Origin of the sequence: Falsiroseomonas sp. HC035 (assembly GCF_050563525.1) — a bacterium.
Classification (GTDB): domain Bacteria; phylum Pseudomonadota; class Alphaproteobacteria; order Acetobacterales; family Acetobacteraceae; genus Falsiroseomonas.
This window is the reverse complement of the sequence record NZ_JBNXUN010000003.1, coordinates 239,952-262,930: the sequence shown is the minus strand read 5'-3', so window position 1 is coordinate 262,930 and position 22,979 is coordinate 239,952. Positions and strand designations below refer to the sequence as shown.

Sequence of the window (22,979 nt, the reverse complement as noted above, 5' to 3'; positions counted from 1 at the left end):
ACTCGCGCGGCCCTGCGCCGTAATCCGGGCGGCAAGCCCGGGAGACGACACCAGATGGACATGCACCAGCCCGCCGCCGATCCGCATGCCGAGATCCGCGAGGAAGTCCGCAAGCTCTGCGCCCGTTTCCCCGGCGAATACTGGCGCGAGCTGGACAGCCGCCGCGGCTATCCGACAGAATTCGTCGAGGCGCTGACCGAAAGCGGCTACCTCGCCGCGCTGATCCCGGAAGAATTCGGCGGCGCCGGCCTGCCGCTGTCGGGTGCGGCCGCGATCCTGGAGGAAATCCAGGCCAGCGGCTGCAACGGCGCTGCCTGCCACGCCCAGATGTACATCATGGGCACCATCCTGCGGCACGGCAGCGAAGCCCAGAAGGCGCAGTACCTGCCCGACATCGCGGCGGGCAAGCTGCGCCTGCAGGCTTTCGGCGTGACGGAGCCCACCAGCGGCACCGACACCACAGCGTTGCGCACCACTGCGCGCCGCGAGGGCGACAAATACATCGTCAACGGCCAGAAGATCTGGACCAGCCGCGCCGAGCATTCCGACCTGATGCTGCTGCTGGCCCGCACCACGCCACGTGACCAGGTGGCGAAGAAGACCGAAGGGCTGTCCACCTTCATCGTGGACATGCGCACCGCGAAGGGCCTCACCATCCGCCCGATCCGCACCATGATGAACCACAATTCCTGCGAGGTGTTCTTCGACAACATGGAGGTGCCGGCGGAGAACCTGCTTGGGCAGGAAGGTCGCGGCTTCCGCTACATCCTGGACGGGATGAACGCCGAGCGCCTGCTGATCGCGGCCGAGTGCATCGGCGACGCCAAGTGGTTCACCGCGCGGTCGGCCGCCTATGCCCGTGAACGCGTGCTGTTCGGCCGCCCGATCGGCCAGAACCAGGGCGTGCAGTTCCCGATCGCCAAGGCCTACGCCCAGATGCGCGCGGCGGAGGCCATCGTGCAGAAGGGCCTGGCGAAATTCGAGCGCGGCGAGAACTGCGGCGAGGAGGCCAACATGGGCAAGATGCTCGCCGCCGAGGCCTCCTGGGCCGCTGGCGAGGCCTGCATCAACACCCATGGCGGCTTCGGCTTCGCCGAGGAATACGACATCGAGCGTAAGTTCCGCGAGACGCGGCTGTACCAGGTGGCGCCGATCAGCACGAACCTGATTTTGAGCTACATCGGCGAACACGTGCTGGGCATGCCGCGGAGCTATTGATGCGACCGCTGGAAGGCCTCCTCGTCGTCGCCATGGAACAGGCCGTCGCCGCGCCGACCTGTTCGGTGAAGCTCGCCGATGCCGGCGCCCGGGTCATCAAGATCGAGCGTGCCGAGGGCGATTTCGCGCGCGGCTACGACACCGCCGCCGCCGGGCAATCCAGCTATTTCGTCTGGCTGAACCGCGGCAAGGAATCGCTCGTCCTCGACATCAAGAACGCCGGGGACAAGGCGCTGCTCGGGCGCATCCTGGCGAAGGCAGATGTGTTCATCCAGAACCTCGCCCCCGGCGCCATGGCGCGCGCCGGCTTCGGCAGCGCAGAGCTTCGTGTGAAGCACCCGCGCCTGATCACCGTCGACATCTCCGGTTACGGCGAGGAAGGCGATTACGCCGCGATGAAGGCCTACGACCTGCTGGTGCAGGCGGAGTCCGGCCTCGCCGCCATCACCGGCCATCCGGCCGGGCCGGGCCGCGTCGGCGTCTCCGTGGTCGATATCGCCTGCGGCATGAACGCCCATGCGGCGGTGCTGGAGGCCTTGATCGCCCGCGGCATCACCGGGCAGGGCACCGGCATCGCCGTGTCGCTGTTCGACGGCATGGCGGATTGGATGAACGTGCCGCTGCTGTACTACGAGGGCACCGGCCGCGCGCCGGCGCGTGTCGGCCTGGCGCATCCCTCCATCTGCCCCTACGGCGCCTTCGCCACGGCGGATGGCGCGCTGGTGCTGATCTCGATCCAGAACGAGCGCGAATGGGCCGCCTTCTGCGGCGGCTTCCTGGCGGAGCCGGGCCTGCCCGTGCAGCCAGGCTGGCGCAGCAACAACGAACGTGTCGCGAACCGCCCGGCGGTGGATGCGCATATCGGCACCGTCTTTGCCGGCCTGACGCGCGATGCCGCCGCGGCGCGGTTGAACGCGGCCGGCATCGCTTATGGCTTCGTCAACGGCGTGGCCGAGCTTGCCACTCATCCGGCGCTGCGCCGCCTGCGTGTGGAGACGCCGGGCGGGCCGGTGCAGGTGGCGGCACCGGCGGCACGGCTGGCGGGCGAGGCGCGGCAGTACGGGAAGGTGCCGGCACTGGGCGAGCATGGTCCGGCGATCCGGGCGGAGTTCGGCGGAGGCTGAGACCGTTCTGCCCTGCAGAAAGATGCGGACGCCCATACGGGCATGCGCTCGGTGCGTGGGTGCAATGCAGCAAGATTTTTATGCTGCACCGCAAAAAGACCCTTGTGGGGCCGGCACCTCCGCTATAGATTGTGCATCGCAGCAACACGGCGTTGCCGGGTTGTCTGTCTTTCTTGGACGTTTCCTCCCTAAACTCGGCGGTCCCGCAAGGGACCGCCCTTTTTTTGTCCAGTGCCCGCCCAGCCGAACAGGGTCAGCGCAGGACGGACCAATCCGCCTTTGCCAGGGTCGCGACCAGCCGCGTCAGGTCGCGCGTCAGGGCCTGCATCCCCGGCGCCCGTTCCACCCGCGCCTCGTTCATGTACAGGCTGCGCGCGATCTCGATCTGCAGCGCGTGCACGCCCTCCCGCGGTCGTCCGTAGTGGCGGGTGACGTAGCCGCCGGCATAGGGATCATTGCGGCGCACCCGGTAGCCCAGGCCGCCCAGCGTCTCCTCGACCAGCCGCGTCGCCCGCGGCGCGCAGGCGGTGCCATGCGCGTCGCCCAGCACGAAATCCGCCGGGCTGACCCCATGGCCCGGATGCGCCGGCATGGAATGGCAATCGATCAGCAGGCAGTAGCCGAAGCTGGCATGGGTTTCCGCGATCAGCGCGGCCAGGGCCGCGTGGTAGGGCTGCCAGAACTGGCGGATGCGCGCCTCCGCATCGGCGAAGGCCAGCTTGTTGCGATAGACCGGCTCGCCGGAGGCGACGATGCGAGCGATGGTGCCGAGCCCGGCGCCGACGCGGGGGCTGGCGCTGTTCACCCAGGCGGGAAGCGGACCGTCGAACATCCCTGGGTCGAGCTCCCAAGGCTCCCGGTTCACGTCGCAGAACACGCGCGGGAAGGTCGCCGTCAGCAGTGGTGCGCCGAAGCCGGGGGCGGCGGCGAACAGCTCGTCCACGAAACTGTCCTCGCTACGGCGCAGCGCCGTGGGGTCCAGACGGGAATCGGCCAGGAAATCGGCGGTGTAGTGCGCCCCGCTGTGTGGGGAGGCGAAGACCAGGGGCACGGTCTGGCGCTCCGGCCGCGCCACGTGCAGCGGCGGCAGGTCGGGGACCAAACTGGTGGTCAGGGCGGCGGGCAGAGGCAGGTCCATCGGTGTCACGATCAAGCCACAGCGAGGGGCCGCTTGTCATCCCCCGCTGTCCGATCAGCCGGCCGCCTGGGCTTGCGTTGCCCTCCGTGCTTGGCTATCTCAGCGCTTCGCTGGATGGGCGCGTAGCTCAGCGGGAGAGCATCGCCTTGACACGGCGGGGGTCACAGGTTCAATCCCTGTCGCGCCCACCATCCAGCGCTTCTCCTTCCTTCAGGCTCACGCGGCGTTGACCGCGGGCGCGGGCTGACGCACATCTGCGCCACCATCCCGGGAGGAACGAAATCATGCGCCGCCGCACCCTTATCGCCGCCGCCCTGGCCACACCCGCGCTGCCGCGCCTCGGTCAGGCGCAGGCCGCCGTCACCATGCGGCTGTCGCACCAGTTTCCCCCTTCCCACCACAATGCCCGCGTCGTCGCCGCCTTCGCCGAGGATGTGAAGGCGCGCAGCCAGGGCCAGGTGGATGTGCAGGTCTTCCCGGCGGAACAGCTGGCCAAGGCCGGCGAGAACTTCCCCGGCGTGGCGCGCGGCGCCTTCGAGGCGGCGGCGGCGGTGAACTTCCAGTGGGGCACGACGATCCCCGAGATGAACGCGCCGACCATCCCCTACCTGTTCACGGATTTCGCGCGGATCAGCCGCTTCCCGGGCAGCGAGGCGGCGAAGCACCTGGAAGGGCTGCTGGAACGCCGGGCCGTGAAGAACCTGATGTGGCTCTACACCACCCGCCAATCCATCTTCACCAGCAACCGCAAGCCGATCGTCAACCTGGCCGATTTCCAGGGCATGAAGATCCGCGGCCTGAACGCGCTGACCGACCACGCCCTGTCCGCCGTCGGCGCCGCCCCATCCGCCATGCCGGGGCCGGAAGTGTCGCAGGCGCTGCAATCCGGCGTGCTGGATGCGGGGCTGACGGACATCTCCGCCGCCGTGTCGCGCCGCTACTACGAGATCCAGAAGTTCGGCACCGTCGCGCCCTATTTCTCCGTCATCAGCCATGTCTACGTGAACCCGCGCTGGTTCAACGGGCTGGCACCCGCGCACCGTACTGCGATCGAGGCCGCCGCCCGCAAGGCGGAGCAGGACCAGATGCAGATCACCGAAGACACCGCCAAATCCGCGCTGTCCACGCTGCGCGAGCGCGGCATGACCATCCATGAGCAGACCGCGTCCGAGGCGGCCACCTGGCAGGCCGCGATGCAGCCGCCCGTGATCGCCGCCTTCCTGCGCCTGGCGCCCGAGGGCGGCCCGCGCGCCATCGAATTGCTGCGCAACATCCCGAACGCCTGAGATGCGTGGGCTGGAGCGCGCCGTCGGGCTGGTGGCGCGCTTCGCCGGTGGGCTGGGCGCGGTGCTGACGCTGCTTTGCGTCGCCCTGGTCGGCTATGCCGTCGGCATGCGCTACCTGTTGGGCCAGCCGGAGCCCTGGACCGACAAGGTCGCCGGCTGGCTGGTGGTCGGCGTTGTGATGCTGGCGGCACCCGAGGCGCAGCGCCGCTTCGAACATATCGGCGTCGATATCGCGCGTGATCGCCTCGGCCCGCGCCTGGTGCGGGTGGCGCACCTGATCGGCACGCTTTCGGTGGCGGTCGTCGCTGGCGTGCTGCTGCATGCCGGGATCGAGACGGTGGCGTTCAGCCGCATGGTCGGCATGATGACCGACCTCGAGGGTATCCCCGCCTGGTGGGTGCAGGCGCTGCTGCCGGTGGGCGCGGCACTGCTGCTGCTGGTGGCCTCAGCCCAGACCCTTCTGCTGCTGCTGGGGCGCGAGCCCGAATACCTGCCCGACAGTTCGGAATCGGTCCCGCGCGACCCGCTCGCCCGAGCGGAATGACCTGACGGAGTGACGCCCGCGTGACCTTCTTCCTGCTGCTGGGCGCGCTGATCGTCCTGCTGTGGCTTGGCATGCCGATGTTCGCGGCGCTGTTCCTGCTGCCGCTCGCCGTGCTGTTCTGGGTCGAGGGCGCGGTGCCGGCGCTCGGCGAGATGGTCATCGGCAAGCTCGACGGCTACCTGCTGGTGGCGATCCCGCTGTTCATGCTGATGGCGCACATCATGGTGCGCGGCCGCGTGGTGGACGACCTGTACAACGCCGCCTTCGCCCTGCTGCGCGGCGTGCGCGGTGGCGTCGGCATCGCGACCGTGCTGGCCTGCACCGTCTTCGCCGCGATCAGCGGCAGTTCCGTCGCCACAGCGCTGACCATCGGCAAGATCGCGATCCCGCAGATGCTGCGCTACGGCATGTCCCGCCAGGGCGCCTTCGGCGTGGTGGCGGGCGGCGGCACCCTTGGCATCCTGATCCCGCCCTCCGCACCCATGGTGCTGTACGCGTATGTCACGGAAACCTCGGTCGCGGCACTGTTCCTGGCCGGGCTGGTGCCGGGCCTGCTGATGGCGCTGATGTTCGCCGCCTACTGCTTCATCACCGAGGGCAAGGCCAAGGTCCCGGCGGACGAGCCGGTGCCGGACAGCGTGCAGGTCGCGCTGATGCGCGCCGGCTGGTCGCTGTCGCTGCCCATCTTCGTGCTCGGCGGCATCTATCTCGGCGTCTTCACGGCGACGGAGGCGGCCGGCACCGGCACGATCTACGCCCTGCTGATCGCCGCCCTGATCTACCGCACGCTGACCTGGCGCGACATGCTGCAAGGCGTGCAGGAAGCGACGCGGACATCCGCCATGCTGCTGATGATCATCGCGGGTGCAGCCATCTACGGCTACATGCTGACCAAGCTGCAGGTGCCGCAGGAGTTGACGAAGCTGGTGGCCGATTTCGGCCTGTCGCGCACCGAATTCCTGATCGCCATGATGGTGCTGCTGTTCCTGCTCGGCCTGGTGCTGGAAAGCTTTTCCATCATCCTGCTGACCATGCCGGCCATCCTGCCGCTGCTCGGCGTGCTGGACATCGACAAGGTCTGGTACGGCATCCTTCTGACGCTGAGCCTGGAGATGGCGCTGATCTCGCCGCCGGTGGCGCTGAACTTGGTGGTGATCAAGGCGATCACCGGAGCGCCGCTGGCGGAGGTGAATCGCAGCATCCTGCCCTACATGCTGATGCTGGCCTTCGGCACCGCCATGCTGATCGCCTTTCCGGAAATTGCGCTCTGGCTGCCACGGATGGCGGGGTACGGAGGCTAGCCTGCGCCGCGCCGCCATTGCCGACTGAACTTCGCCGGCCCTGGCGGGTTTGTGCGGCATGGCCCCATTCCGGGTGCCGTCGGGGTCCGCGCCTGGCGAGGTGCCCCGCGCAGCAGGAGTTTCCCCATGCAGCTTCGGATCAGCGGCGTCCTTGTGGCCACCGCGCTGTCGTTCGGCCTTGTTGCCTGCGACGCCGCCTCGAACAGAGGCTCTGGCGTGCCGTCCGCCTCCCGCACCGCGCCTGGCTACAGCCAGACCGGCTCATCGGGTTCGGGCGGCAGCACCGCCGGGAGTGCGGCAAGTGGCACGTCCGGCGCCAACGCGCCTTCCAGCGCCAGCGGTGGCCAGTCGTCCAGCGGCACCGGTGGCACGGGCGGCTCCTCCGGAAGCGCCGCCAATGCGGGCGCCAGCTCCAGCGGCGGCCAATCCTCGGGCGGTACCGGCGGCGCCGGCGGCTCGCAGTAGCGCCGGCGGACTATCGATCCCGCCGCACCACCCGGTGCGGCGGGACGTTTCTCAGGCCGCGCGCTGCAGGCCGGACGCCAGCGCGTCCTCGCCATCCAGCACGGCGGCGGTGGCATGCACCACGGCGGCGATGCGCACCGCGGCCTGCACCTGTTCCTTGCTCAGCCCGCCGTGCAGCACGATCTTCTCGTGGCTTTCCATGCACATGCCGCAGCCGTTGATGGCGGAGACCGCGAGCGACCACAGCTCGAAATCCGCCTTGTCGACGCCCGGCTTGGCCATGACGTTCATGCGCAGCTTCGCCGGCATGTTCGCGTAGTCGCCGCCCACCAGGTGGGTGAAACGGTAGTAGACGTTGTTCATGCCCATGATGGCGGCGGCGGCCTTGGCGGCGGCCAGCGCCTCCGGCGACAGTTGCGCGCCGAACTCGGCGACCAGGGCCGCGGTCAACTCCGCGTTGCGGCTGGCGAGCGCGGAGGCGACGAAGGTACCGGCACGCTGCTGCTGGTTCAGCACCGGCTCGGTGGCCAGCGAGCCCAGGTTGAGCTTCAGGTCCTTGGCGTAGTCGGGCAGCCGCCCGCGAATGGCTTCGAGAGACATTGGGATGACCTCATCAGGACAGGCAGAGCCCTCTCCCCCGAGGGGGGAGAGGGTTTGGTGAGGGGGGCGCGCCGCTAGATCAGGCGGCCTGCTCGAACAGTTCCTGCGGCTTCAGGACATCCTTGCCCTTCTCCCAGTTGCAGGGGCACAGCTCATCCGTCTGCAACGCATCGAGCACGCGCAGCACTTCCTGCGGGTTGCGGCCGACATTCAGGCCGTTCACGGCGGCCCACTGGATGGTGCCCTCCGGGTCGACGATGAAGGTCGCGCGGAGCGGCACGCCCTCAGCCTTGTCGAGGATGCCGAGCGCGTTGGACAGCTCGCGCTTGGTGTCGGCCAGCATCGGGATCTCGAGGTTGCGGATGTCCTCGTTGTAGACGCGCCAGTTCAGGTGCACGAACTCGCTGTCGGTGGAGGCGCCGTACAGCACGGTGTCACGGTCCGCGAACTCGCCGTTCAGCTTGCCGAAGGCGGCGATCTCGGTCGGGCAGATAAAGGTGAAATCCTTCGGCCAGAAGAACACGACCTTCCACTTGCCGGCATCTGTCGATTCGGAAATTTCGGTAAACGATTTGCCCGGGCCGAGCAGGCCTTCCTTGCCGCCCTTGACGGCAGTGAGCTTGAAGGTGGGGAACTTGTCGCCGACGGTCAGCATGGAAATCTCCTGGGGAGGGAGGGCTTTGCGCAACCTGCGCTGCGCTGCAGCATTTATGGCGCGGTGCAGCAAAACGTGCCAATGAATAGTTTTCGGCCGTTTGATTGGTTTTGTCGATCATGCTCCTCCCTAGCCCGCAGCAACTCCGCTACCTCGTGGCGCTTGCCGACCATGGCCACTTCGGCCGGGCCGCTTCCGCCTGTGCCGTCACGCAGTCCACGCTTTCGGCCGGGCTGATCGCGCTGGAGCGGCAATTGGCGGCGGCGTTGCTGGAACGTGGCGGCGTGGTGAAGCGCCCGGTCTTCACGCCGCTCGGCCTGGAACTCGTGGCGCGGGCGCGCACGGCGCTGGCGGCGCTGGAGGCGGTGGCCGAGACCGCGGCCACGGCGCGCGACCCGCTGTCGGGCCCGCTGCGCCTTGGTGTGATCCCGACCATCGGCCCCTTCCTGCTGCCGCGCCTGATGCCGGCGCTGCGCGCGGCCTATCCACGGCTGCGGCTCTGGCTGCGGGAGGATCTGACGGACCGGCTGGTGTCGGGGCTGGAGGCCGGGAAGCTGGACCTGCTGATCCTGGCGCTGCCGGCGGCCGGCGCCATCGAGACCCTGCCACTGGCCGCCGACCCGTTCCGGCTGGCCCTGCCGCGCGGCCACCACCTGGCGGCACGTGACCCGGTGCCAGTCTCGGTGCTGTCGGGCGAGCGGATGCTGCTGCTGGAGGACGGCCACTGCCTGCGTGGCCATGCCGAGGCCGCCTGCGGCCTGCCGCGCGGGCTATCCGACGCCAGCGAGGACGGCTTTGCCGCGACCAGCCTGCACACGCTGGTGCAGATGGTGGCCGGCGGCCTCGGCATCACGCTGCTGCCGCAGTTGGCCATCGATGCCGGCGTGGTCGGCGATGCGCCGGTGGAGTTGCGCCGGCTGGAGGGCTCGGCGGCGCCGGCCCGCATGCTGGCGCTCGCCTGGCGGCCGCGCAGCCCGCGCGCAGCGGAATTCGCCGGGCTGGCGCCGGCGGTGGCCGCGGCGCTGGCCTGATCCGGCCGTGCCTTCTAGCGCACGACGATCTCCACCCGACGATTTCGCGGCTCCCGCACCCCGTCCCGCGTCGCCATTGCAAGCTGCGTCTCGCCGAAGGCCGACACGCCGATATCCTCGCCCCGGATGCCCTGGCGACGAAGTTCGGAGGCCACGGCCTCCGCGCGTCGCATGGAAAGGCGCTGGTTGGCGCCGGCCGTGCCGACCGTGTCGGTGTGACCGCTGACCTCGATGCGCGCCGTGCCGGTGCGGGCGGCCTGTGCCGCCTCCGCCACGATCTCCCGCGCCCGCGCCGTGAGGGAGGCGCTGTTGAGCCCGAAATACACGATATAGCTGCGCGCCACGGCGGGCGCCGCGGCGACCGGCGGCTGGGCCATGGGGGCCATGGGCGGGGCGGCGAGCGAGGGTGTGACGGGCAAGGGCTCCGGCGTGCTGCCCAGCGCATAGCGAACACCGAACAGCACGGCATGGTGGTAGGGGTTGATCTCGGCCCGGCCGGTCTGGTTGCGGCCGTTCCGGGCGAACAGTGTGGCGCTGTATTCCGGGTCCATCATACCCATGAAGCGGTATTCCGCGGTCGCGGACAGGCCCGGTATCGCGCCGATCGGGAAGGCGGCGCCGGCGATGGCCTGGTAGGCGAGCGACCCGTCGGTACCATCCACCGCCAGGCGCTGGCGGTTGCCGTTCACGCGGAGATCCTCGACCTCCGACCACACATAGCCGAGGCCGACGCCGAGATACGGCTGCACCCAGTCGACGCCGACCGGGATGTCCAAAAAAGCATTGGCCATGACGCCCCAGTTCCACATCTGTCCCTGGCTCTGCGTCACCGGGGACAGGCTGGCGGGTCCGCTGGCGCGGTCGATGGCATTGGCGCGGAGGCTGCCTTCCAGCTCGACGCGGATGCCGTTGCCGAAGCCGTATCCCACTGCCAGCACGCCCATCGCCTGCGGCTCGAAGCGGATGTTGCCCTGGCCGTTGAGCGCCCTGGCGACATTGCCGCTGGTTTCGATATCGGTCTGCTGCGGCTGGTTCGCGCCGATCCCGGCGGAGACGTAGAAGCCGGCGGGCACCTGCGCCTGCGCCGTCCCGGCCAGCAGGGTGCAGCCCAGCAGCATGGCCCTCACTGTCCGCATGCGCCCGTTCCCCTTCCGATGCCGGAATGTAACATGGCGCAACAGGTAGGCGGACGGAATAGGGAATTGCCGCGAGGGTTGAGGCTAGAACCCGCCGCCGGCCGCGAGCCAGGCCTGTTCCGCCGGCGTGCTGGCGCGACCGAGCGCGGCATTGCGGTGCGGGAAGCGCCCGAAGCGCCGGATCACCACGCGGTGCCGCCAGGCATAGTCGATGGCGCCATCCGGCGCGGCCATGGCCGGGGTGTCGCGCAACCCCTCGAACAGGGCGACGGACAGGTCCTGGTCCGGCAGGTCCTCGCCATGTTCGAAGGGCAGGTACAGGAACACGCGCTGCACCGGGTGCAGGCCGCGGTCCAGGCCACGCGCCAGCACCACGTCGCGCGCGATGGCGCGGGCGTGTGCGTCGCTGGCGAAGGCCTCGGCGCTGCCGCGGTGCAGGTTGCGCGGGAACTGGTCGAGCACCAGCAGCAGCGCCAGCGCGCCCTCCGCCGTCCTCGCCCAGCCATCGAGGGCACCGTCGCGCGCGGGGGCGACCAGACCGGCGAAGCCGTCGCGGATGCTGGAGTCGAAGGCATCGTCCTTGGTGAACCAGGCCTTGCGGAAGGTGGCGGGGCCTTCGGCGAACCAGAAGGCCAGCACGTCGTCGGGGGAGGTCATGCGAGGGCCATATCCAGGATGCGGATGGAATGCAGCGCCGGCCGCTTCGCCAGGTCGGCGATCTGGTGGCGGCAGGACGTGCCGTCGGCGACGATCAGCGCGGTGGGCGCCGTGCGCCGGATGTGCGGCAGCAACGACAGTTCGGCCATGGCGATGGAGGTCGGCAGCTTCTCGGCGTCGTAGCCGAAGGCGCCCGCCATGCCGCAGCAGGAGGAGGCGATGGGCGTGACCTTCAGGCCGGGAATGCGCGTCAGCGTCGCCACCGCGGCCGGGAAGTCGCCGACCGCCTTCTGGTGGCAATGGCCGTGGATGTGCGCCTCCGCGCCGATCTCCTTCAGCTTCAGCGGTGCCTTTGTCTTCGCCAGCCACTCGGACACCAGCATCGCCCGCCCCGCCAGCTTTTGCGCAGCCTCGCCGGGTAGCATGGACAGGAACTCGTCGCGGAGCGTCAGCAGGCAGGAGGGTTCCAGGCCGAGCACCGGGGCCTCGAAGGGCGCCAGGGCTTCCAGGGTACGGCGGGCCTCGGCACGGGCTTCCTCGACCATGCCGGCGGCGAGGTAGGTGCGGCCTTCATCGAGCGGGCGCGACCCCGCGCGCGGTCGGGCCACCGCCGGGTCGGCGCCGGCTGCGCGGAGCACGCGGATGGCGGCGCGCAGGTTCTCCGGATCGAAATACCGGTTGAACAGGTCGGGCAGCAGGATGACCTCGCCCGCCCTTCCATCTGGTGCGCGCAGCTCCGCATCCCGAAAAGCGTCGCCGCGGAAGCGGGGCAGGGTGCGGCCGGCGGCGAGGCCGGTGAGGCCCTGTGTCAGACGCGCCGCGCCCGGGATCATGTCGCGCAGGTTGAACAGCGCCGGCGCGCGGGCGGCGAGCGGCGCCCAGCGCGGCATGGTGGCGATCAGCCGGTCCTTCAGCGCCACGCCGCGGGCGCGGCCGCGGGCATGCGCGGCCTCGATCTTCATCTTCGCCATATCGACGCCGGTTGGGCATTCGCGCTTGCAGGCCTTGCAGCCAACGCACAGCTCCAGCGCCGCCGCGACCTCGTCCGAGGCCAGCCCGTCCTCGCCCAACTGCCCGGTCAACGCCAGCCGCAGCGTGTTGGCGCGCCCGCGCGTGAGGTGCTGTTCCTGCCGCGTGGCGCGGTAGGAGGGGCACATGCTGCCGGCGTCGAATTTCCGGCAGGTGCCGTTGCTGTTGCACATCTCGACCGCGCCCAGCAGGCCACCTTGCGGGCCTGGCCAGGCGGACCAGTCCAGCGCCGGCGTGACCTTCGGGTCCGCCGCGTAGTCCGGCCCGTAGCGGAACAGCGTGCGGTCATCCATGCGCGGCGGATGCACGATGCGGTTCGGATTCAGCAGCCCATGCGGCAACTCATCGGTGCCCGGGTCGAAGGCGTCCTTCACCTGTTCGAAGGCGCGCGCGATGCGGGCGCCGAACATCGGCTCGTTGAATTCGGACCGCACGATGCCGTCGCCATGCTCGCCGGAATGGCTGCCCTTGTATTCGCGGACGAGGGCGAAGCACTCCTCGGCGATGGCGCGCATCTTCGTCACGTCCTCGCCCGACTTCATGTTCAGCACCGGCCGCACATGCAGGCAGCCTACCGAGGCGTGCGCGTACCAGGTGCCCTTGGTGCCATATCGCGAAAAAACGTCGTTCAGGCGCTCGGTGTAGTCGGCGAGGTCGTCGAGGCCGACGGCGCAATCCTCGATGAAGGACACCGGCTTCCCGTCGCCCTTCATGCTCATCATGATGTTGAGCCCGGCCTCGCGCACCTCCGCGACCCGCGCCTGGAAGCCGGCGTCGGTGATGCGCACGACCTGGCCCGGCAGGCCAAGGTCGCCCATCATTTCCACCAGCCGGTCGAGTTGCAGCAGCAGCGCCGCGTCGTCGTGGCCGTGGAATTCCACGATCAGCAGGCTGTCGGGCTCGCCGATCAGGATCTGGTCGATGGTGTCGCGGTAGATCGGGATCGACCGGCCGAGGTCGATCATGGTGCGGTCCACCAGCTCCACCGCCTCCGGGTCCAGCGTCACCAGGTGGCGGGAGGCTTCCATGGCGCGGCGGAAGGAGGGGAACTGGCAGATGCCGAGCACCTTGCGCGGCTTGATCGGCCACAGCTTCAGGTCGAGCGCCGCCGAAAATGCCAGCGTGCCCTCGCTGCCCACCAGCAGCCGCGCCAGGCTGCCGCGACCGTGCTGGCGGCCGTCCGGCGTCAACGCATCCAGGTTGTAGCCGCCGACGCGGCGAAGCTGCTCCGGGAAGCGCGCCGCGATCTCCTCGGCTTCCCGCGCCCCGATCGCGCGCAGCTTCGCCACCAGGTCGGCGACGCCGCCCGGCACGTCCGGGCCGAGGTTGTCCGGCAGCTCGGCAAAGTTGAAGCGCGTGCCGTCGGCCAGGATGGCGTCGATGGCGCGGACGTTGTCCGCCATCAGCCCGTAGCGGATGGATTTCGAGCCACAGGAATTGTTCCCCGCCATGCCGCCGATGGTGCAGCGCGCCCAGGTCGAGGGATCGACCGGGAAGAACCTTCCTGAACTCTTCAGCGCCTCGTTCAGCGCCCCGAGCGTGATGCCCGGCTCGACCCGCGCCGTGTCGCCCTCCACGGAGATCACGCGGCGCAGATGCGGAGTGCAGTCGATCACCAGGCCGCTGTTCACCGTCTGGCCGCACTGGCTGGTGCCGGCCCCGCGCGCCAGCACCGGCACGCCCTCCTCGCGGCAGATCGCCATGGCGGCCGCGACATCCGCGGTACTCCGCGGCACCAGCACCCCCACCGGCATCATCTGATAGATCGAGGCGTCGGTCGCGTAGCGCCCGCGGTCGCCGGCGGAAAACAGCACCTCGCCCGCGGTCTCGCGCCGCAGCCGGTCCGCGAGGCGGCTGGTTCCGATGTCGCGGCTGGCGTTCATGCTGGTTCCCTCATCCTTGCAGGGTGCTTAGCGCGCGCGCCTGCAAATGTCCGATCTATAAGGCTCATCAATCCTACAAGGCTTACTCATTGGCAGGCAGCCTGGGTGGAGGCTAGGTAGCGGCAACCGAGGAGGATCGCCGCCATGGCCTATTTCCAGTCCAAGCCCAATTCCGGCCGCCATTTCCTGCAAATCCCGGGTCCCTCCAACGTGCCGGACCGCATCCTGCGCGCCATGGACCACCCGACGATGGACCATCGCGGCCCGGATTTCGGCAGGTTCGGCGCCCAGGTCCTGGAGAAGGTCCGGAAGGTCTTCAAGACGGAGAGCCATGTGGTGATCTTTCCGGCCTCCGGTACCGGCGCCTGGGAAGCGGCATTGGTCAACACCCTGTCCCCCGGCGACCGCGTGGTGATGTGCGAGACCGGCTGGTTCGCGCATCTGTGGAACGAGATGGCGGAACGCCTCGGCATCCAGGCCGACTTCGTCAAGACCGACTGGCGCCGCGGCGCGGATGTCGCGGCCATCGAGCAGAAGCTGCGGGATGACAAGTCGCACGCCATCAAGGCGGTCTGCGTCGTGCACAACGAGACCAGCACCGGCGCGACATCGCGCATCGACGAGGTGCGCCGCGCCATCGACGCCGCCGGCCACCCGGCGCTGCTGCTGGTGGACACCATCTCCGGCCTGGCGTCCATGGACTACCGCCACGACGAGTGGGGCGTGGATGTCACCGTTTCTGGCAGCCAGAAGGGCCTGATGCTGCCGCCCGGCCTGTCCTTCAACGCGATCAGCGCCAAGGCGATCAAGGCCAGCGATTCTGCGAAGCTGACGCGCAGCTTCTGGGACTGGAAGCCGATGCTGGCCTCCAACGCCACCGGCTACTTTCCCTACACGCCGGCCACCAACATGCTCTATGCGCTGGATACCGCCGTTGACATGCTGCTGGAGGAAGGGCTCGACAACGTCTTCGCGCGGCACGACCGCATGGCGGAAGCGACGCGCCGCACCGTGCGGCATTGGGGGCTGGAGGTGCAGTGCCAGGACCCGCGGCACTATTCCTCGGTCCTGACGGCGGTGCGCCTGCCGGAGGGACACAGCGCCAACGCGCTGCGCGCGACGATTCTGGAGAAGTTCAACATGTCGCTCGGCAACGGGCTCGGCCAGTTGAACGACCGGGTGTTCCGCATCGGCCACCTGGGCGACATCAGCCCGCTGCAACTGGTCGGCACGCTCGGCGGCGTGGAGATGGGGCTGCGCGCGGCCGGCATCCCGCACCAGGCCGGCGGCGTGCAGGTGGCGATGGAGTACCTCGGCGGGAACGCCTGACGGAAAGCCCTCTCCCGCACTTCGGGGGAGAGCGCCGGCGCAATGCGCCGTCGGGGTGAGGGGGCATCACGCCTCCGCCATCTTGCACGCGACGGTTGCATCCCGCGCGCCGCCACGTGCCATCCTCCGCCCGCCCGTTCGGGCCAACGGAGGAAGCCCATGCAAAACGTTCCCTCGCGCCGCACCCTGCTCGGCGCGGCCGCCGCCCTCGCCGCAAGCCCCGCCACCGCCCAGCGCCAGTTCGGCCCTGGCGCCCCGCCGCAGCGCTACCCGGACCCGGACATCGTCGCGATCGACCCGCAGCGCTTCAACGCGAAGCTGGGCAATTCCGCCATCACCCGGCTGCACACCGGCATGGGCTGGGCCGAGGGGCCGGCGTGGCACGCCACCGGCCGCTTCCTGATCTGGTCCGATATCCCGAACGACGAATGCCTGCGCATGGTCGAGGAGGACTGGACCACCCATCGCCGCTTCCGCAGCCCCTCCGGCTATTCCAACGGCAACACCTTCGACCGTGAAGGCCGGCAGATCGCCTTCCGCCACTTTCACCGCGACGTGGTGCGCTACGAATCTGATGGCCAGGTCACGGTGCTCGCCGCGAGCGGTCCCGATGGTCGCTTCAACGCGCCGAACGATGGCGTGGTGCATCCCGAGGACGGCGCGCTGTGGTTCACCGACCCCGGCTATGGCGGGCTGATGGACTACGAGGGCAACCGCGTGCCCGAATCCGCGCAGTCGCCGCGCCCCTTCATCAAGGAGGCGATCTACCGGATCGACGCGCAATCCGGCCAGGTGGCGAAGGTGGCGGACGATGTGGTGAAGCCGAACGGGCTGTGTTTCTCGCCCGACTACCGCACCCTGTACGTCGCCGACACAGGGCGCAGCCACTACCCGGGCACGCGCAGCCAGATCTGGGCCTATGACGTGAACGGGGACCGCCTCAGCAACCCGCGGACCTTCGCCGAGATGACCCTGGACGGGAAGACCGGCATGGTGGACGGGCTGCGTTGCGACGAGGCCGGCAATGTCTGGGGCGCCATGGGCTGGGTCGGGGAGGGCTATGACGGCGTGCACGTCTTCGCGCCCAACGGCGACCGCATCGGCCAGATCCGCCTGCCCGAGATCTGCGCCAATATCTGCTTCGGCGGCACCAGGCGGAACCGGCTGTTCATGTGCGCCAGCCAGTCGATCTACATGGTGCCGGTCGAAACCCGCGGCGCGCATTTCTGCTGAACGGAGGGGCAGGGGGGCCGCTTGCCAGCCCCGGTAGCGCGGCCCACCCTGGCCACCAACGATCTCCGGAGTGTTGCATGACGATCGAGGTCTGGACCTGGCCGACGCCGAATGGCCACAAGGTCCACATCGCGCTGGAAGAACTGGGCCTGCCCTACAAGGTGGTGCCGGTGAACATCGGTGCCGGGGAGCAGTTCCGGCCGGAGTTCCTGGCCATCACGCCGAACCACCGCATTCCCGCCATCGTCGACCCGGACGGGCCGGGTGGCCAGCGCCTCACGCTGTTCGAATCCGGCGCAATCCTGATCTATCTCGCGGAAAAGACCGGGAAGCTGCTGCCGGCGGACCCGGCCGGGCGGTATCGCGCGCTGGAATGGCTGATGTTCCAGATGGGCGGTGTCGGCCCGATGTTCGGCCAGTACGGCCACTTCCACACCTACGCCCCGGAACAGATCCCCTACGCCCAGGACCGCTATGCGAAGGAGGTCGGCCGCCTGCACCGCGTGCTGGACAAGCGCCTGTCCGCGGTTTCCTTCCTGGCCGGGGAAGCGTATTCGATCGCCGACATCGCCACCTTCCCCTGGATACGCAATCCGGAGCGGCGGAAAATCGACCTGGCGGACTATCCCCATCTGAAGCGCTGGCACGACACCATCGCCGCGCGGCCCGCCGTGCAGCGCGGCTGCGCGGTGCTGGCGGAAAACCAGCGCGTCGGCGGCATGTCGGACCAGGAACGTGAAGTGCTTTTCGGCCAAACCCAATTCCAGGCGCGCTGACATGGCAGAGATCGACCACATCGTCATTGGCGCCCGTACGCTGGAGGAAGGCGCGGACTACATCGAGGCGCAGCTCGGCGTGCGCCCCACGCCTGGCGGCAGCCACCCCGGCATCGGCACGCACAACATGCTGCTCGGCCTGGGCCCGGATCGCTACCTGGAGGTCATCGCACCCGACCCGGAGCAGCCCGCCCCGCCGCACCCACGTCCCTTCGACCTCGACGATGCCGGGGTGGCGATGATGCTGGAGGCCGGGCCGCATCTGCTGGCCTGGGTTGCCCGGACCCCGGCGCTGGATGCGGTAGCCGCACGGCTAGGCGCCAGCCAGGCCGGGGAGGTGCGGGCCATGTCGCGTGGCGACCTGAAGTGGCGCATGGCCTTCCCGCCGCAGAACCAGGACATGCGTAACCTGATCCCGCCGCTGATCCAGTGGGAGGACGGCAAGGGCGCCGCGCCGCGCCTGAAGGATTCCGGCTGCCGGCTGCTGGCGCTGGAGGCCGAGCATCCGGATGCCGACCAGCTCCGCCAGGCCCTCGCCCAGAGAGGGCTGGAGGAGGCGCTGAAGCTGCGCCGCAGCGGCCACCCGCGCCTGGTGGCGCGGATCAGCCGCCCGGACGGCACGGAGGTCGCCCTCAGCAGCGGTTGAATCCGCTGCCCCCCATCACATGAACCGTAAACTTACGTCTGCGAATGACGCGTGGCTTGCGTCAGGCGTTGCGGCGCGGCGAACTACCGGGCAGGCTGGTAACGCCAGACGCTGGCCGGTGGGAAGTTGAGGGGGGTCCAGACCTCCCGCTTCGCGCTGAGGCCAAGCGCACGATAGGGCAGCGGCGAGGTAATGCAGTAGGTGTACAGGAGAAATCCCTTGCCGGGAGCCACGGCCTCGACCGCTGCGATGAATCGCCGCTGGTACGCCCGGGGCAGCATCACCAGGGGAATGCCGCAGATCGCGGTGCCGACCTTGCCGTGCATCGACTCGGGCAGCGCCTTCGCCAGTTCGAAGGCATCGCCGCAGATCACGTTCACGCCCGGCAGCGCCGCGCGCAGGTGGTCGGCCATGTCGCGGACGATCTCGACCACCACCAGTTTCTCCGCCGGCACGCCGGCGGCCAGCAGGGCGCGGGAGATGACACCGGTGCCGGCGCCGAGCTCCACCACCACTTCGTCCTCCTTCCGCTGTACCAGGGCCGCGATGCGCCGGCACAGGGTGTCGGAGGACGGGATGATGGACCCCATCTGCAGCGGGTTGGCGAGCCAGCGCTTGAAGAACAGCCCGGCATTGGCGACTTGGCGATGCCCGCCTGGGACCGCATCGGGTGTCGCGTCGCTTCTGGTGATGTCTGACACAGATTTCTCCTTGACAGATTTGTGACCGTATGCATCAGGCCAACGAAATGCGTGTAGCCGGAATGCCGCTGCCTCGCCAGGGTGGTGCTTGCCGCGCCGCCATGGCCGCTTCCGGATCCTGCGCGCGATGACCGCCCGGATCCTCGTCGTCGACGATATCGCAGCGAACCTCCGGCTGCTGGAGATCAAGCTGCTGAACGAGTACTACGAGGTGGCCATCGCCGCCTCGGGGCCGGAGGCGCTGACGACGGTGCAACGCTGGATGCCCGACGTCGTTCTTCTCGATGTCATGATGCCCGGCATGGATGGCTACGAGGTCTGCCGCCGGCTGAAGGCGCAGCACAGCACGGCGCATATCCCGGTGGTGATGATCACGGCGCTGACCGACCCGGCCGAGCGCGTGCGCGGGCTTGAGGCCGGGGCCGATGACTTCCTGTCGAAGCCAGTGGACGATGCGACGCTGTTTGCCCGGCTGCGGGCGCTGCTGCGGATGAAGCAGGTGCTGGATGCCTGGCGGCTGCGCGCCGAGACCGCCCGCGACCTGGGCTTCGAGCCGCCGCCCGGACCATCCCCCAGCGTCGCCGGTGCCCGCGCCCTGATCGTGAACGAGGACGCGGCGGAGGCCGAGGCGCTCGGCCTGGTGCTTGCGGCCGACGGCATTGAGGTGGCGCATTGCGCCGACCCGTCCGAATCCTGGGACATCCTGCAGGACGGGCTGCACGACGTTGTGCTGCTGAGCCTTTCGCTGGATGGCGGCGATGCGCTGCGCCTGGCATCGCGGCTGCGCGCCCATGCGGCGACGCGGGACGTGCCGGTGCTACTGGTCGCCGATCATGGCCAGAAGGGCCTGGTGCTGCGCGGCTTCGACCTCGGCGCCAACGACCACGTCATCCGCCCGGTCGACCCCAACGAGCTGCGCGCCCGTGTCCGCAACCAGATCCGCCGGAAGCGCTACCAGGAACGCCTGCGCGCCGACCTCGACCGCAGCCTGGAGATGGCGGTCACGGACCCGCTGACCGGGCTGCGGAACCGTCGCTATGTGCGTCGCCATCTGGAAGGCGTGCTGCGCAATTCCGGCGCGGCGGTGTTGCTGATGGATGTGGACAAGTTCAAGGCCGTCAACGACACGCATGGCCACGCCGCCGGCGACCTGGTGCTGCGGGAGGTGGCGGAGCGCGTCCGGGGCCATCTGCGTGCCGCCGACGTGGTGGCCCGCTACGGCGGGGAGGAATTCCTGGTGGTGATGTCCGGCGCCGCGACGGAGGACGGGATGCTGGTGGCGGAACGCCTTCGGGCCGCCATCGCCAATGTGCCGATGGTGGCGGAGGGCGTTTCCATGAACGTCACCATGAGCATCGGCGTGGCAGCCGGCGGCATCGGTGCGCAGGCGGATGATGTGGTGAGTGCGGCCGATGCGGCGCTGTATCGCGGCAAGAACAACGGCCGCAACCGAGTGGAGGCCGCTGAGCCATCGGACTGGCCGCCTTCCGCCGACCAGGGCAAGGCCGCGACGCGCGTGGCCCGCTGAAACGGCGAAAGGCCGCCCCGGACGCATCGTCCGGGGCGGCCTTCATGCCGCGGCGCGGGGGGCGGTGCCCCCCAGCGGAATTACTTGATCTTCGACTCGCGGAACAGCACGTGCTTCCGGGCGACCGGGTCGTACTTCTTCATCTCGAGCTTGCCGGTCGCGTTCCGGGTGTTCTTCTTCGTCACGTAGAAATAGCCCGTGGACGGCTCCGCCGTGCTCACCAGCTTGATCAGGATGGTATTGGCCTTGGCCATCGGGCGGGTTCCAGCTCAGAAAACGGTTGCGGGCGGACCTTGCGGACCACCCGGCACGAAGGCCGCGTTGTAGTCCGGCGGCGGCTCAGGTCAAGAGCCATCAGTCGGCGGTGGCCCCGCTGGCCCGCACCAGCGGCACCCATTCCGCCAGCTCACGCTTCAGGAAGGCGGCGAATTCCGCCGGGCTGCCCTCCGCGATCGGCGGCAGGTCCAGTTCGGCGAGCCGCGCCGCGGTCGCCGGTTCCAGCAGGGCAGTCCGCACCGCCTGGTTCATCCGCGCCACGATCGGCGCCGGGGTGCCGGCCGGCGCGAACAGGCCGAACCAGGAATAGGCCTTGTAGCCCGGCAGCCCGGCCTCCGCCGCCGTCGGCACCTCCGGCATCAGGGAGGACCGCGCCGCGGTTGCCACCGCCAGGCAGCGCAGCCGGCCGGCAGCATGGTGCGGGGCGATCAGCGCCGGCGTGTCGAAGCACAGCGAGACCTGGCCGGCCAGCATGTCCGTCAGCATTGGCGCGCTGCCGCGATAGGGCACATGCGTCGCCTCCGCCCCGATGGCGTTGAGGAAGGCGACCGCGCCGATATGCGCCGACCCGCCGGCGCCGCCGGTGCCGTAGGCGGTGCGTCCGGGACTGGCCTTCAGCAGCGCGATCAGCCCGGCCAGGTCGGTAACGCCGAGGGAGGGGTGCACCGTGATGCAGATCGGCACCATCACGGTGGGTGCCACCGCGACGAAATCACGCTCCGGATCGTAAGGCAGGCGGGCGCCGTACAGGCCGACGGCCAGCACATGGGTCGAGATCGTGCCCATCAGGAACACGCTGCCATCCTTCGGCGCGCGGGCCACCGCGTCCGAGCCGATGGTACCGCCGGCGCCGCCGCGATTCTCGATCACCACAGACTGCCCCAGCACCTGCTGGATACCCGGCGCCAGCAGCCGGGTCGAAACATCGGTGCTGCCGCCGGCGGCGAAGGGCACGACGATGCGCACCGGCCGAGTCGGCCACTCCGCTTGGGCCCGTGCCGCAAGCGGCAGCAGGGTTGCGGGGATGGCGAGGGCGGTGCGGCGGGAAATCATGGTGGCCTCATGCGGCAGGTGCGGCGCGACCATAGGCCCGGCGCCGTGCGGCAGGCCATGGCGGGACTCGGGCTTGCCGTTATAACGGCGGACCATGCGCGATCTCCTCCTCCTCAATGCCCGCCTGCTCGACCCCGCGACCGGGCTGGATGCGCCCGGCGCGCTGCTGGTGCGGGACGGCCGGATCCATGACCACGGCCAGAACCTCGGCACGCCGGAGGGGGTGGAGGTGCTCGACCTGGATGGCGCCTGCCTCGCCCCCGGCCTGGTCGACCTGCGCGCCGCACTCGGCGAGCCTGGCGGCGAGCACCGGGAGACCATCGCCTCTGCCGCCCAGGCCGCGGCGGCGGGCGGCATCACCACGCTTTGCGCGCTGCCGGATACCAGCCCCGCCATCGACGACCCCGCGCTGGTGTCCTTCCTGGCGCGCCAGGCCGGCGGCAGCCTGACCATCCTGCCCTATGGCGCGGCGACGCGGAGCTGTGCCGGCAAGGATCTTTCCGAATTTGGCCTGCTGCGGGAGGCGGGCGCGATCGCCTTCACCGATGGCCGTCGCGCCATCGGTCCAGCACGGCTGATGCGCCTCGCGCTGTCCTACGCGCGCGCCTTCGGCAGCTTCATCGTGCAGCATCCGGAGGAGCCTTCGCTGGCCGCCGGCGGCGCCGCGACGGAAGGCGAGCGCGCCACGCGGATGGGCCTGCCCGGCATCCCGCCCGCCGCCGAGTGCATGATGGTCGAGCGCGACATCGGCTTGGCGCGGCTGACCGGCGGTCATGTCCATTTCGCCCATGTCAGCACTGGCACGGCGCTGGAGGCGATCCGGCGCGCCAAGGCGGAGGGCCTTCGCGTCACCTGCGACACGGCGCCGCCCTATTTCGACCTGAACGAGACGGCAATTGGTGAATACCGCACCTACGCCAAGCTTTCGCCGCCGCTGCGGGCGGATGAGGACCGGCTGGCGGTGGTGGCGGCGCTGGCGGACGGCACCATCGATGCCATCGCCTCCGACCACCAGCCGCACGACGCTGATGACAAGCGCCTGCCCTTCGCCCAGGCGGAGCCTGGCGGCGCCGGGCTGGCGACGCTGCTGGCGGTGACCCTGGCGCAGGTGCATGGCGGCCGGCTGCCGCTGCTCGCCGCCATCGGCCTGATGACGGACCGGCCGGCGAAGCTGCTCGGCATCGAGGCTGGCCGCCTGCGCAAGGGCGCGCCGGCCGACCTGGTGCTGTTCAGCCTGGAGCGTGGCTGGCAGGTGATCTCGGGGAAGCTTCCGGGCAAGGCGCAGAACACGCCCTTCGACGGGCGTGCGCTGGAAGGCCGCGTGCTCGGCACCTGGAAGGCCGGCCAGCGGGTGTTCGGGTGACCACGCC

22 protein-coding genes and 1 tRNA gene are annotated in these 22,979 nt (G+C 69.6%); 13 read left to right on the top strand and 10 right to left on the bottom strand.

All coding sequences use genetic code 11. From position 1 onward, the window contains the following. The first annotated feature begins 54 nt into the window (after window positions 1–54). Together ACLF3G_RS08945 and ACLF3G_RS08940 are read left to right on the top strand one after the other, a co-directional pair. On the top strand, window positions 55–1,218 hold the full coding sequence (locus tag ACLF3G_RS08945) for an acyl-CoA dehydrogenase family protein (RefSeq protein ID WP_430669013.1): 1,164 nt from the start codon (window positions 55–57) through the stop codon (window positions 1,216–1,218). Next, complete coding sequence (locus tag ACLF3G_RS08940; RefSeq protein ID WP_430669012.1) at window positions 1,218–2,342, top strand: CaiB/BaiF CoA transferase family protein; 1,125 nt, start codon at window positions 1,218–1,220, stop codon at window positions 2,340–2,342. The genes ACLF3G_RS08945 and ACLF3G_RS08940 overlap by 1 nt, the downstream gene beginning before the upstream one ends. Before the next feature lie 253 nt (window positions 2,343–2,595). Here ACLF3G_RS08940 and ACLF3G_RS08935 read toward each other — a convergent pair whose 3' ends face one another. After that, window positions 2,596–3,480, bottom strand: a complete 885-nt coding sequence (locus ACLF3G_RS08935) for an N-formylglutamate amidohydrolase (RefSeq protein WP_430669011.1) — start codon at window positions 3,478–3,480, stop codon at window positions 2,596–2,598. Window positions 3,481–3,596: 116 nt separating this feature from the next. On the opposite strand from ACLF3G_RS08935, the gene ACLF3G_RS08930 reads away from it, so the two are divergent. The 4 genes from ACLF3G_RS08930 (at window position 3,597) to ACLF3G_RS08915 (ending at window position 6,611) form a co-directional block, all read left to right on the top strand. Next, window positions 3,597–3,671 (top strand) — tRNA-Val (locus ACLF3G_RS08930). A gap of 93 nt (window positions 3,672–3,764) precedes the next feature. After that, on the top strand, window positions 3,765–4,766 hold the full coding sequence (gene dctP / locus ACLF3G_RS08925) for a TRAP transporter substrate-binding protein DctP (protein WP_430669010.1): 1,002 nt from the start codon (window positions 3,765–3,767) through the stop codon (window positions 4,764–4,766). A gap of 1 nt (window position 4,767) precedes the next feature. Then, window positions 4,768–5,310, top strand: a complete 543-nt coding sequence (locus tag ACLF3G_RS08920; RefSeq protein ID WP_430669009.1) for a TRAP transporter small permease — start codon at window positions 4,768–4,770, stop codon at window positions 5,308–5,310. 20 nt (window positions 5,311–5,330) lie between these two features. Next, window positions 5,331–6,611, top strand: coding sequence for a TRAP transporter large permease (locus ACLF3G_RS08915; RefSeq protein WP_430669008.1), 1,281 nt, complete (start codon window positions 5,331–5,333; stop codon window positions 6,609–6,611). Window positions 6,612–6,856: 245 nt separating this feature from the next. Here the strand turns inward: ACLF3G_RS08915 and ACLF3G_RS08910 are convergent, their stop codons facing one another. The 3 genes from ACLF3G_RS08910 to ACLF3G_RS08900 form a co-directional block, all read right to left on the bottom strand. Next, a complete protein-coding gene (locus ACLF3G_RS08910; protein WP_430669007.1) occupies window positions 6,857–6,982 on the bottom strand; it encodes a hypothetical protein in 126 nt (41 codons plus the stop codon). Between the two features lie 145 nt (window positions 6,983–7,127). After that, window positions 7,128–7,676 carry a carboxymuconolactone decarboxylase family protein gene (locus ACLF3G_RS08905; protein WP_430669006.1) on the bottom strand — a complete coding sequence of 183 codons (549 nt, stop codon included), beginning with the start codon at window positions 7,674–7,676 and terminating at the stop codon, window positions 7,128–7,130. A 79-nt stretch (window positions 7,677–7,755) separates the two neighbouring features. Further along, window positions 7,756–8,331 carry a peroxiredoxin gene (locus ACLF3G_RS08900; RefSeq protein WP_430669278.1) on the bottom strand — a complete coding sequence of 192 codons (576 nt, stop codon included), beginning with the start codon at window positions 8,329–8,331 and terminating at the stop codon, window positions 7,756–7,758. Between the two features lie 116 nt (window positions 8,332–8,447). On the opposite strand from ACLF3G_RS08900, the gene ACLF3G_RS08895 reads away from it, so the two are divergent. After that, entirely contained in the window at window positions 8,448–9,362 is a 915-nt protein-coding gene (locus ACLF3G_RS08895; protein ID WP_430669277.1) for a hydrogen peroxide-inducible genes activator, read from the top strand. Window positions 9,363–9,376: 14 nt separating this feature from the next. On the opposite strand, the gene ACLF3G_RS08890 is transcribed toward ACLF3G_RS08895, so the two are convergent. The 3 genes from ACLF3G_RS08890 to ACLF3G_RS08880 form a co-directional block, all read right to left on the bottom strand. Beyond that, window positions 9,377–10,498, bottom strand: coding sequence for an OmpA family protein (locus ACLF3G_RS08890; protein WP_430669005.1), 1,122 nt, complete (start codon window positions 10,496–10,498; stop codon window positions 9,377–9,379). An 84-nt stretch (window positions 10,499–10,582) separates the two neighbouring features. Next, window positions 10,583–11,155 carry a DUF924 family protein gene (locus ACLF3G_RS08885; protein WP_430669004.1) on the bottom strand — a complete coding sequence of 191 codons (573 nt, stop codon included), beginning with the start codon at window positions 11,153–11,155 and terminating at the stop codon, window positions 10,583–10,585. Then, the gene (locus ACLF3G_RS08880) at window positions 11,152–14,067 is read right to left on the bottom strand and encodes an FAD-binding and (Fe-S)-binding domain-containing protein (RefSeq protein ID WP_430669003.1); all 2,916 of its coding nucleotides are present in this window, start codon (window positions 14,065–14,067) and stop codon (window positions 11,152–11,154) included. The genes ACLF3G_RS08885 and ACLF3G_RS08880 overlap by 4 nt, the downstream gene beginning before the upstream one ends. 144 nt (window positions 14,068–14,211) lie before the next feature. On the opposite strand from ACLF3G_RS08880, the gene ACLF3G_RS08875 reads away from it, so the two are divergent. The 4 genes from ACLF3G_RS08875 (at window position 14,212) to ACLF3G_RS08860 (ending at window position 18,051) form a co-directional block, all read left to right on the top strand. Further along, window positions 14,212–15,396, top strand: a complete 1,185-nt coding sequence (locus ACLF3G_RS08875; protein ID WP_430669002.1) for a pyridoxal-phosphate-dependent aminotransferase family protein — start codon at window positions 14,212–14,214, stop codon at window positions 15,394–15,396. Window positions 15,397–15,555: 159 nt separating this feature from the next. After that, window positions 15,556–16,629, top strand: coding sequence for an SMP-30/gluconolactonase/LRE family protein (locus tag ACLF3G_RS08870; protein WP_430669001.1), 1,074 nt, complete (start codon window positions 15,556–15,558; stop codon window positions 16,627–16,629). 77 nt (window positions 16,630–16,706) lie between these two features. Beyond that, window positions 16,707–17,405 carry a glutathione S-transferase family protein gene (locus ACLF3G_RS08865; protein ID WP_430669000.1) on the top strand — a complete coding sequence of 233 codons (699 nt, stop codon included), beginning with the start codon at window positions 16,707–16,709 and terminating at the stop codon, window positions 17,403–17,405. A gap of 1 nt (window position 17,406) precedes the next feature. After that, on the top strand, window positions 17,407–18,051 hold the full coding sequence (locus ACLF3G_RS08860) for a VOC family protein (protein WP_430668999.1): 645 nt from the start codon (window positions 17,407–17,409) through the stop codon (window positions 18,049–18,051). A gap of 83 nt (window positions 18,052–18,134) precedes the next feature. Here the strand turns inward: ACLF3G_RS08860 and ACLF3G_RS08855 are convergent, their stop codons facing one another. Further along, window positions 18,135–18,752, bottom strand: coding sequence for a class I SAM-dependent methyltransferase (locus ACLF3G_RS08855; protein WP_430668998.1), 618 nt, complete (start codon window positions 18,750–18,752; stop codon window positions 18,135–18,137). Window positions 18,753–18,879: 127 nt separating this feature from the next. Between ACLF3G_RS08855 and ACLF3G_RS08850 the strand changes: the two genes are divergently transcribed. Continuing rightward, the gene (locus ACLF3G_RS08850; protein WP_430668997.1) at window positions 18,880–20,280 is read left to right on the top strand and encodes a PleD family two-component system response regulator; all 1,401 of its coding nucleotides are present in this window, start codon (window positions 18,880–18,882) and stop codon (window positions 20,278–20,280) included. Between the two features lie 80 nt (window positions 20,281–20,360). On the opposite strand, the gene rpmG is transcribed toward ACLF3G_RS08850, so the two are convergent. Together rpmG and ACLF3G_RS08840 are read right to left on the bottom strand one after the other, a co-directional pair. Continuing rightward, window positions 20,361–20,534 (bottom strand): 50S ribosomal protein L33, encoded by a 174-nt coding sequence (gene rpmG / locus ACLF3G_RS08845; RefSeq protein WP_168033295.1) that lies wholly within the window; start codon window positions 20,532–20,534, stop codon window positions 20,361–20,363. 100 nt (window positions 20,535–20,634) lie between these two features. After that, window positions 20,635–21,705 (bottom strand): Bug family tripartite tricarboxylate transporter substrate binding protein, encoded by a 1,071-nt coding sequence (locus ACLF3G_RS08840; protein ID WP_430668996.1) that lies wholly within the window; start codon window positions 21,703–21,705, stop codon window positions 20,635–20,637. On the opposite strand from ACLF3G_RS08840, the gene pyrC reads away from it, so the two are divergent. Further along, window positions 21,704–22,972 (top strand): dihydroorotase, encoded by a 1,269-nt coding sequence (pyrC, locus tag ACLF3G_RS08835; protein ID WP_430668995.1) that lies wholly within the window; start codon window positions 21,704–21,706, stop codon window positions 22,970–22,972. The two genes, ACLF3G_RS08840 and pyrC, sit on opposite strands and share 2 nt — an antisense overlap. Window positions 22,973–22,979: the final 7 nt, after the last annotated feature.

Bases quoted from the DNA above. Each gene is read 5' to 3' on its own strand.
- rpmG (WP_168033295.1), bottom strand. From the start codon at position 20,534: ATGGCCAAGGCCAATACCATCCTGATCAAGCTGGTGAGCACGGCGGAG.
- ACLF3G_RS08920 (WP_430669009.1), top strand. From the start codon at position 4,768: ATGCGTGGGCTGGAGCGCGCCGTCGGGCTGGTGGCGCGCTTCGCCGGT.
- ACLF3G_RS08885 (WP_430669004.1), bottom strand. From the start codon at position 11,155: ATGACCTCCCCCGACGACGTGCTGGCCTTCTGGTTCGCCGAAGGCCCC.
- ACLF3G_RS08905 (WP_430669006.1), bottom strand. From the start codon at position 7,676: ATGTCTCTCGAAGCCATTCGCGGGCGGCTGCCCGACTACGCCAAGGAC.
- ACLF3G_RS08945 (WP_430669013.1), top strand. From the start codon at position 55: ATGGACATGCACCAGCCCGCCGCCGATCCGCATGCCGAGATCCGCGAG.
- ACLF3G_RS08935 (WP_430669011.1), bottom strand. From the start codon at position 3,480: ATGGACCTGCCTCTGCCCGCCGCCCTGACCACCAGTTTGGTCCCCGAC.
- ACLF3G_RS08890 (WP_430669005.1), bottom strand. From the start codon at position 10,498: ATGCGGACAGTGAGGGCCATGCTGCTGGGCTGCACCCTGCTGGCCGGG.
- ACLF3G_RS08840 (WP_430668996.1), bottom strand. From the start codon at position 21,705: ATGGTCCGCCGTTATAACGGCAAGCCCGAGTCCCGCCATGGCCTGCCG.
- ACLF3G_RS08865 (WP_430669000.1), top strand. From the start codon at position 16,707: ATGACGATCGAGGTCTGGACCTGGCCGACGCCGAATGGCCACAAGGTC.
- ACLF3G_RS08900 (WP_430669278.1), bottom strand. From the start codon at position 8,331: ATGCTGACCGTCGGCGACAAGTTCCCCACCTTCAAGCTCACTGCCGTC.
- pyrC (WP_430668995.1), top strand. From the start codon at position 21,704: ATGCGCGATCTCCTCCTCCTCAATGCCCGCCTGCTCGACCCCGCGACC.
- ACLF3G_RS08940 (WP_430669012.1), top strand. From the start codon at position 1,218: ATGCGACCGCTGGAAGGCCTCCTCGTCGTCGCCATGGAACAGGCCGTC.
- ACLF3G_RS08880 (WP_430669003.1), bottom strand. From the start codon at position 14,067: ATGAACGCCAGCCGCGACATCGGAACCAGCCGCCTCGCGGACCGGCTG.
- ACLF3G_RS08860 (WP_430668999.1), top strand. From the start codon at position 17,407: ATGGCAGAGATCGACCACATCGTCATTGGCGCCCGTACGCTGGAGGAA.
- ACLF3G_RS08850 (WP_430668997.1), top strand. From the start codon at position 18,880: ATGACCGCCCGGATCCTCGTCGTCGACGATATCGCAGCGAACCTCCGG.
- dctP (WP_430669010.1), top strand. From the start codon at position 3,765: ATGCGCCGCCGCACCCTTATCGCCGCCGCCCTGGCCACACCCGCGCTG.
- ACLF3G_RS08875 (WP_430669002.1), top strand. From the start codon at position 14,212: ATGGCCTATTTCCAGTCCAAGCCCAATTCCGGCCGCCATTTCCTGCAA.
- ACLF3G_RS08870 (WP_430669001.1), top strand. From the start codon at position 15,556: ATGCAAAACGTTCCCTCGCGCCGCACCCTGCTCGGCGCGGCCGCCGCC.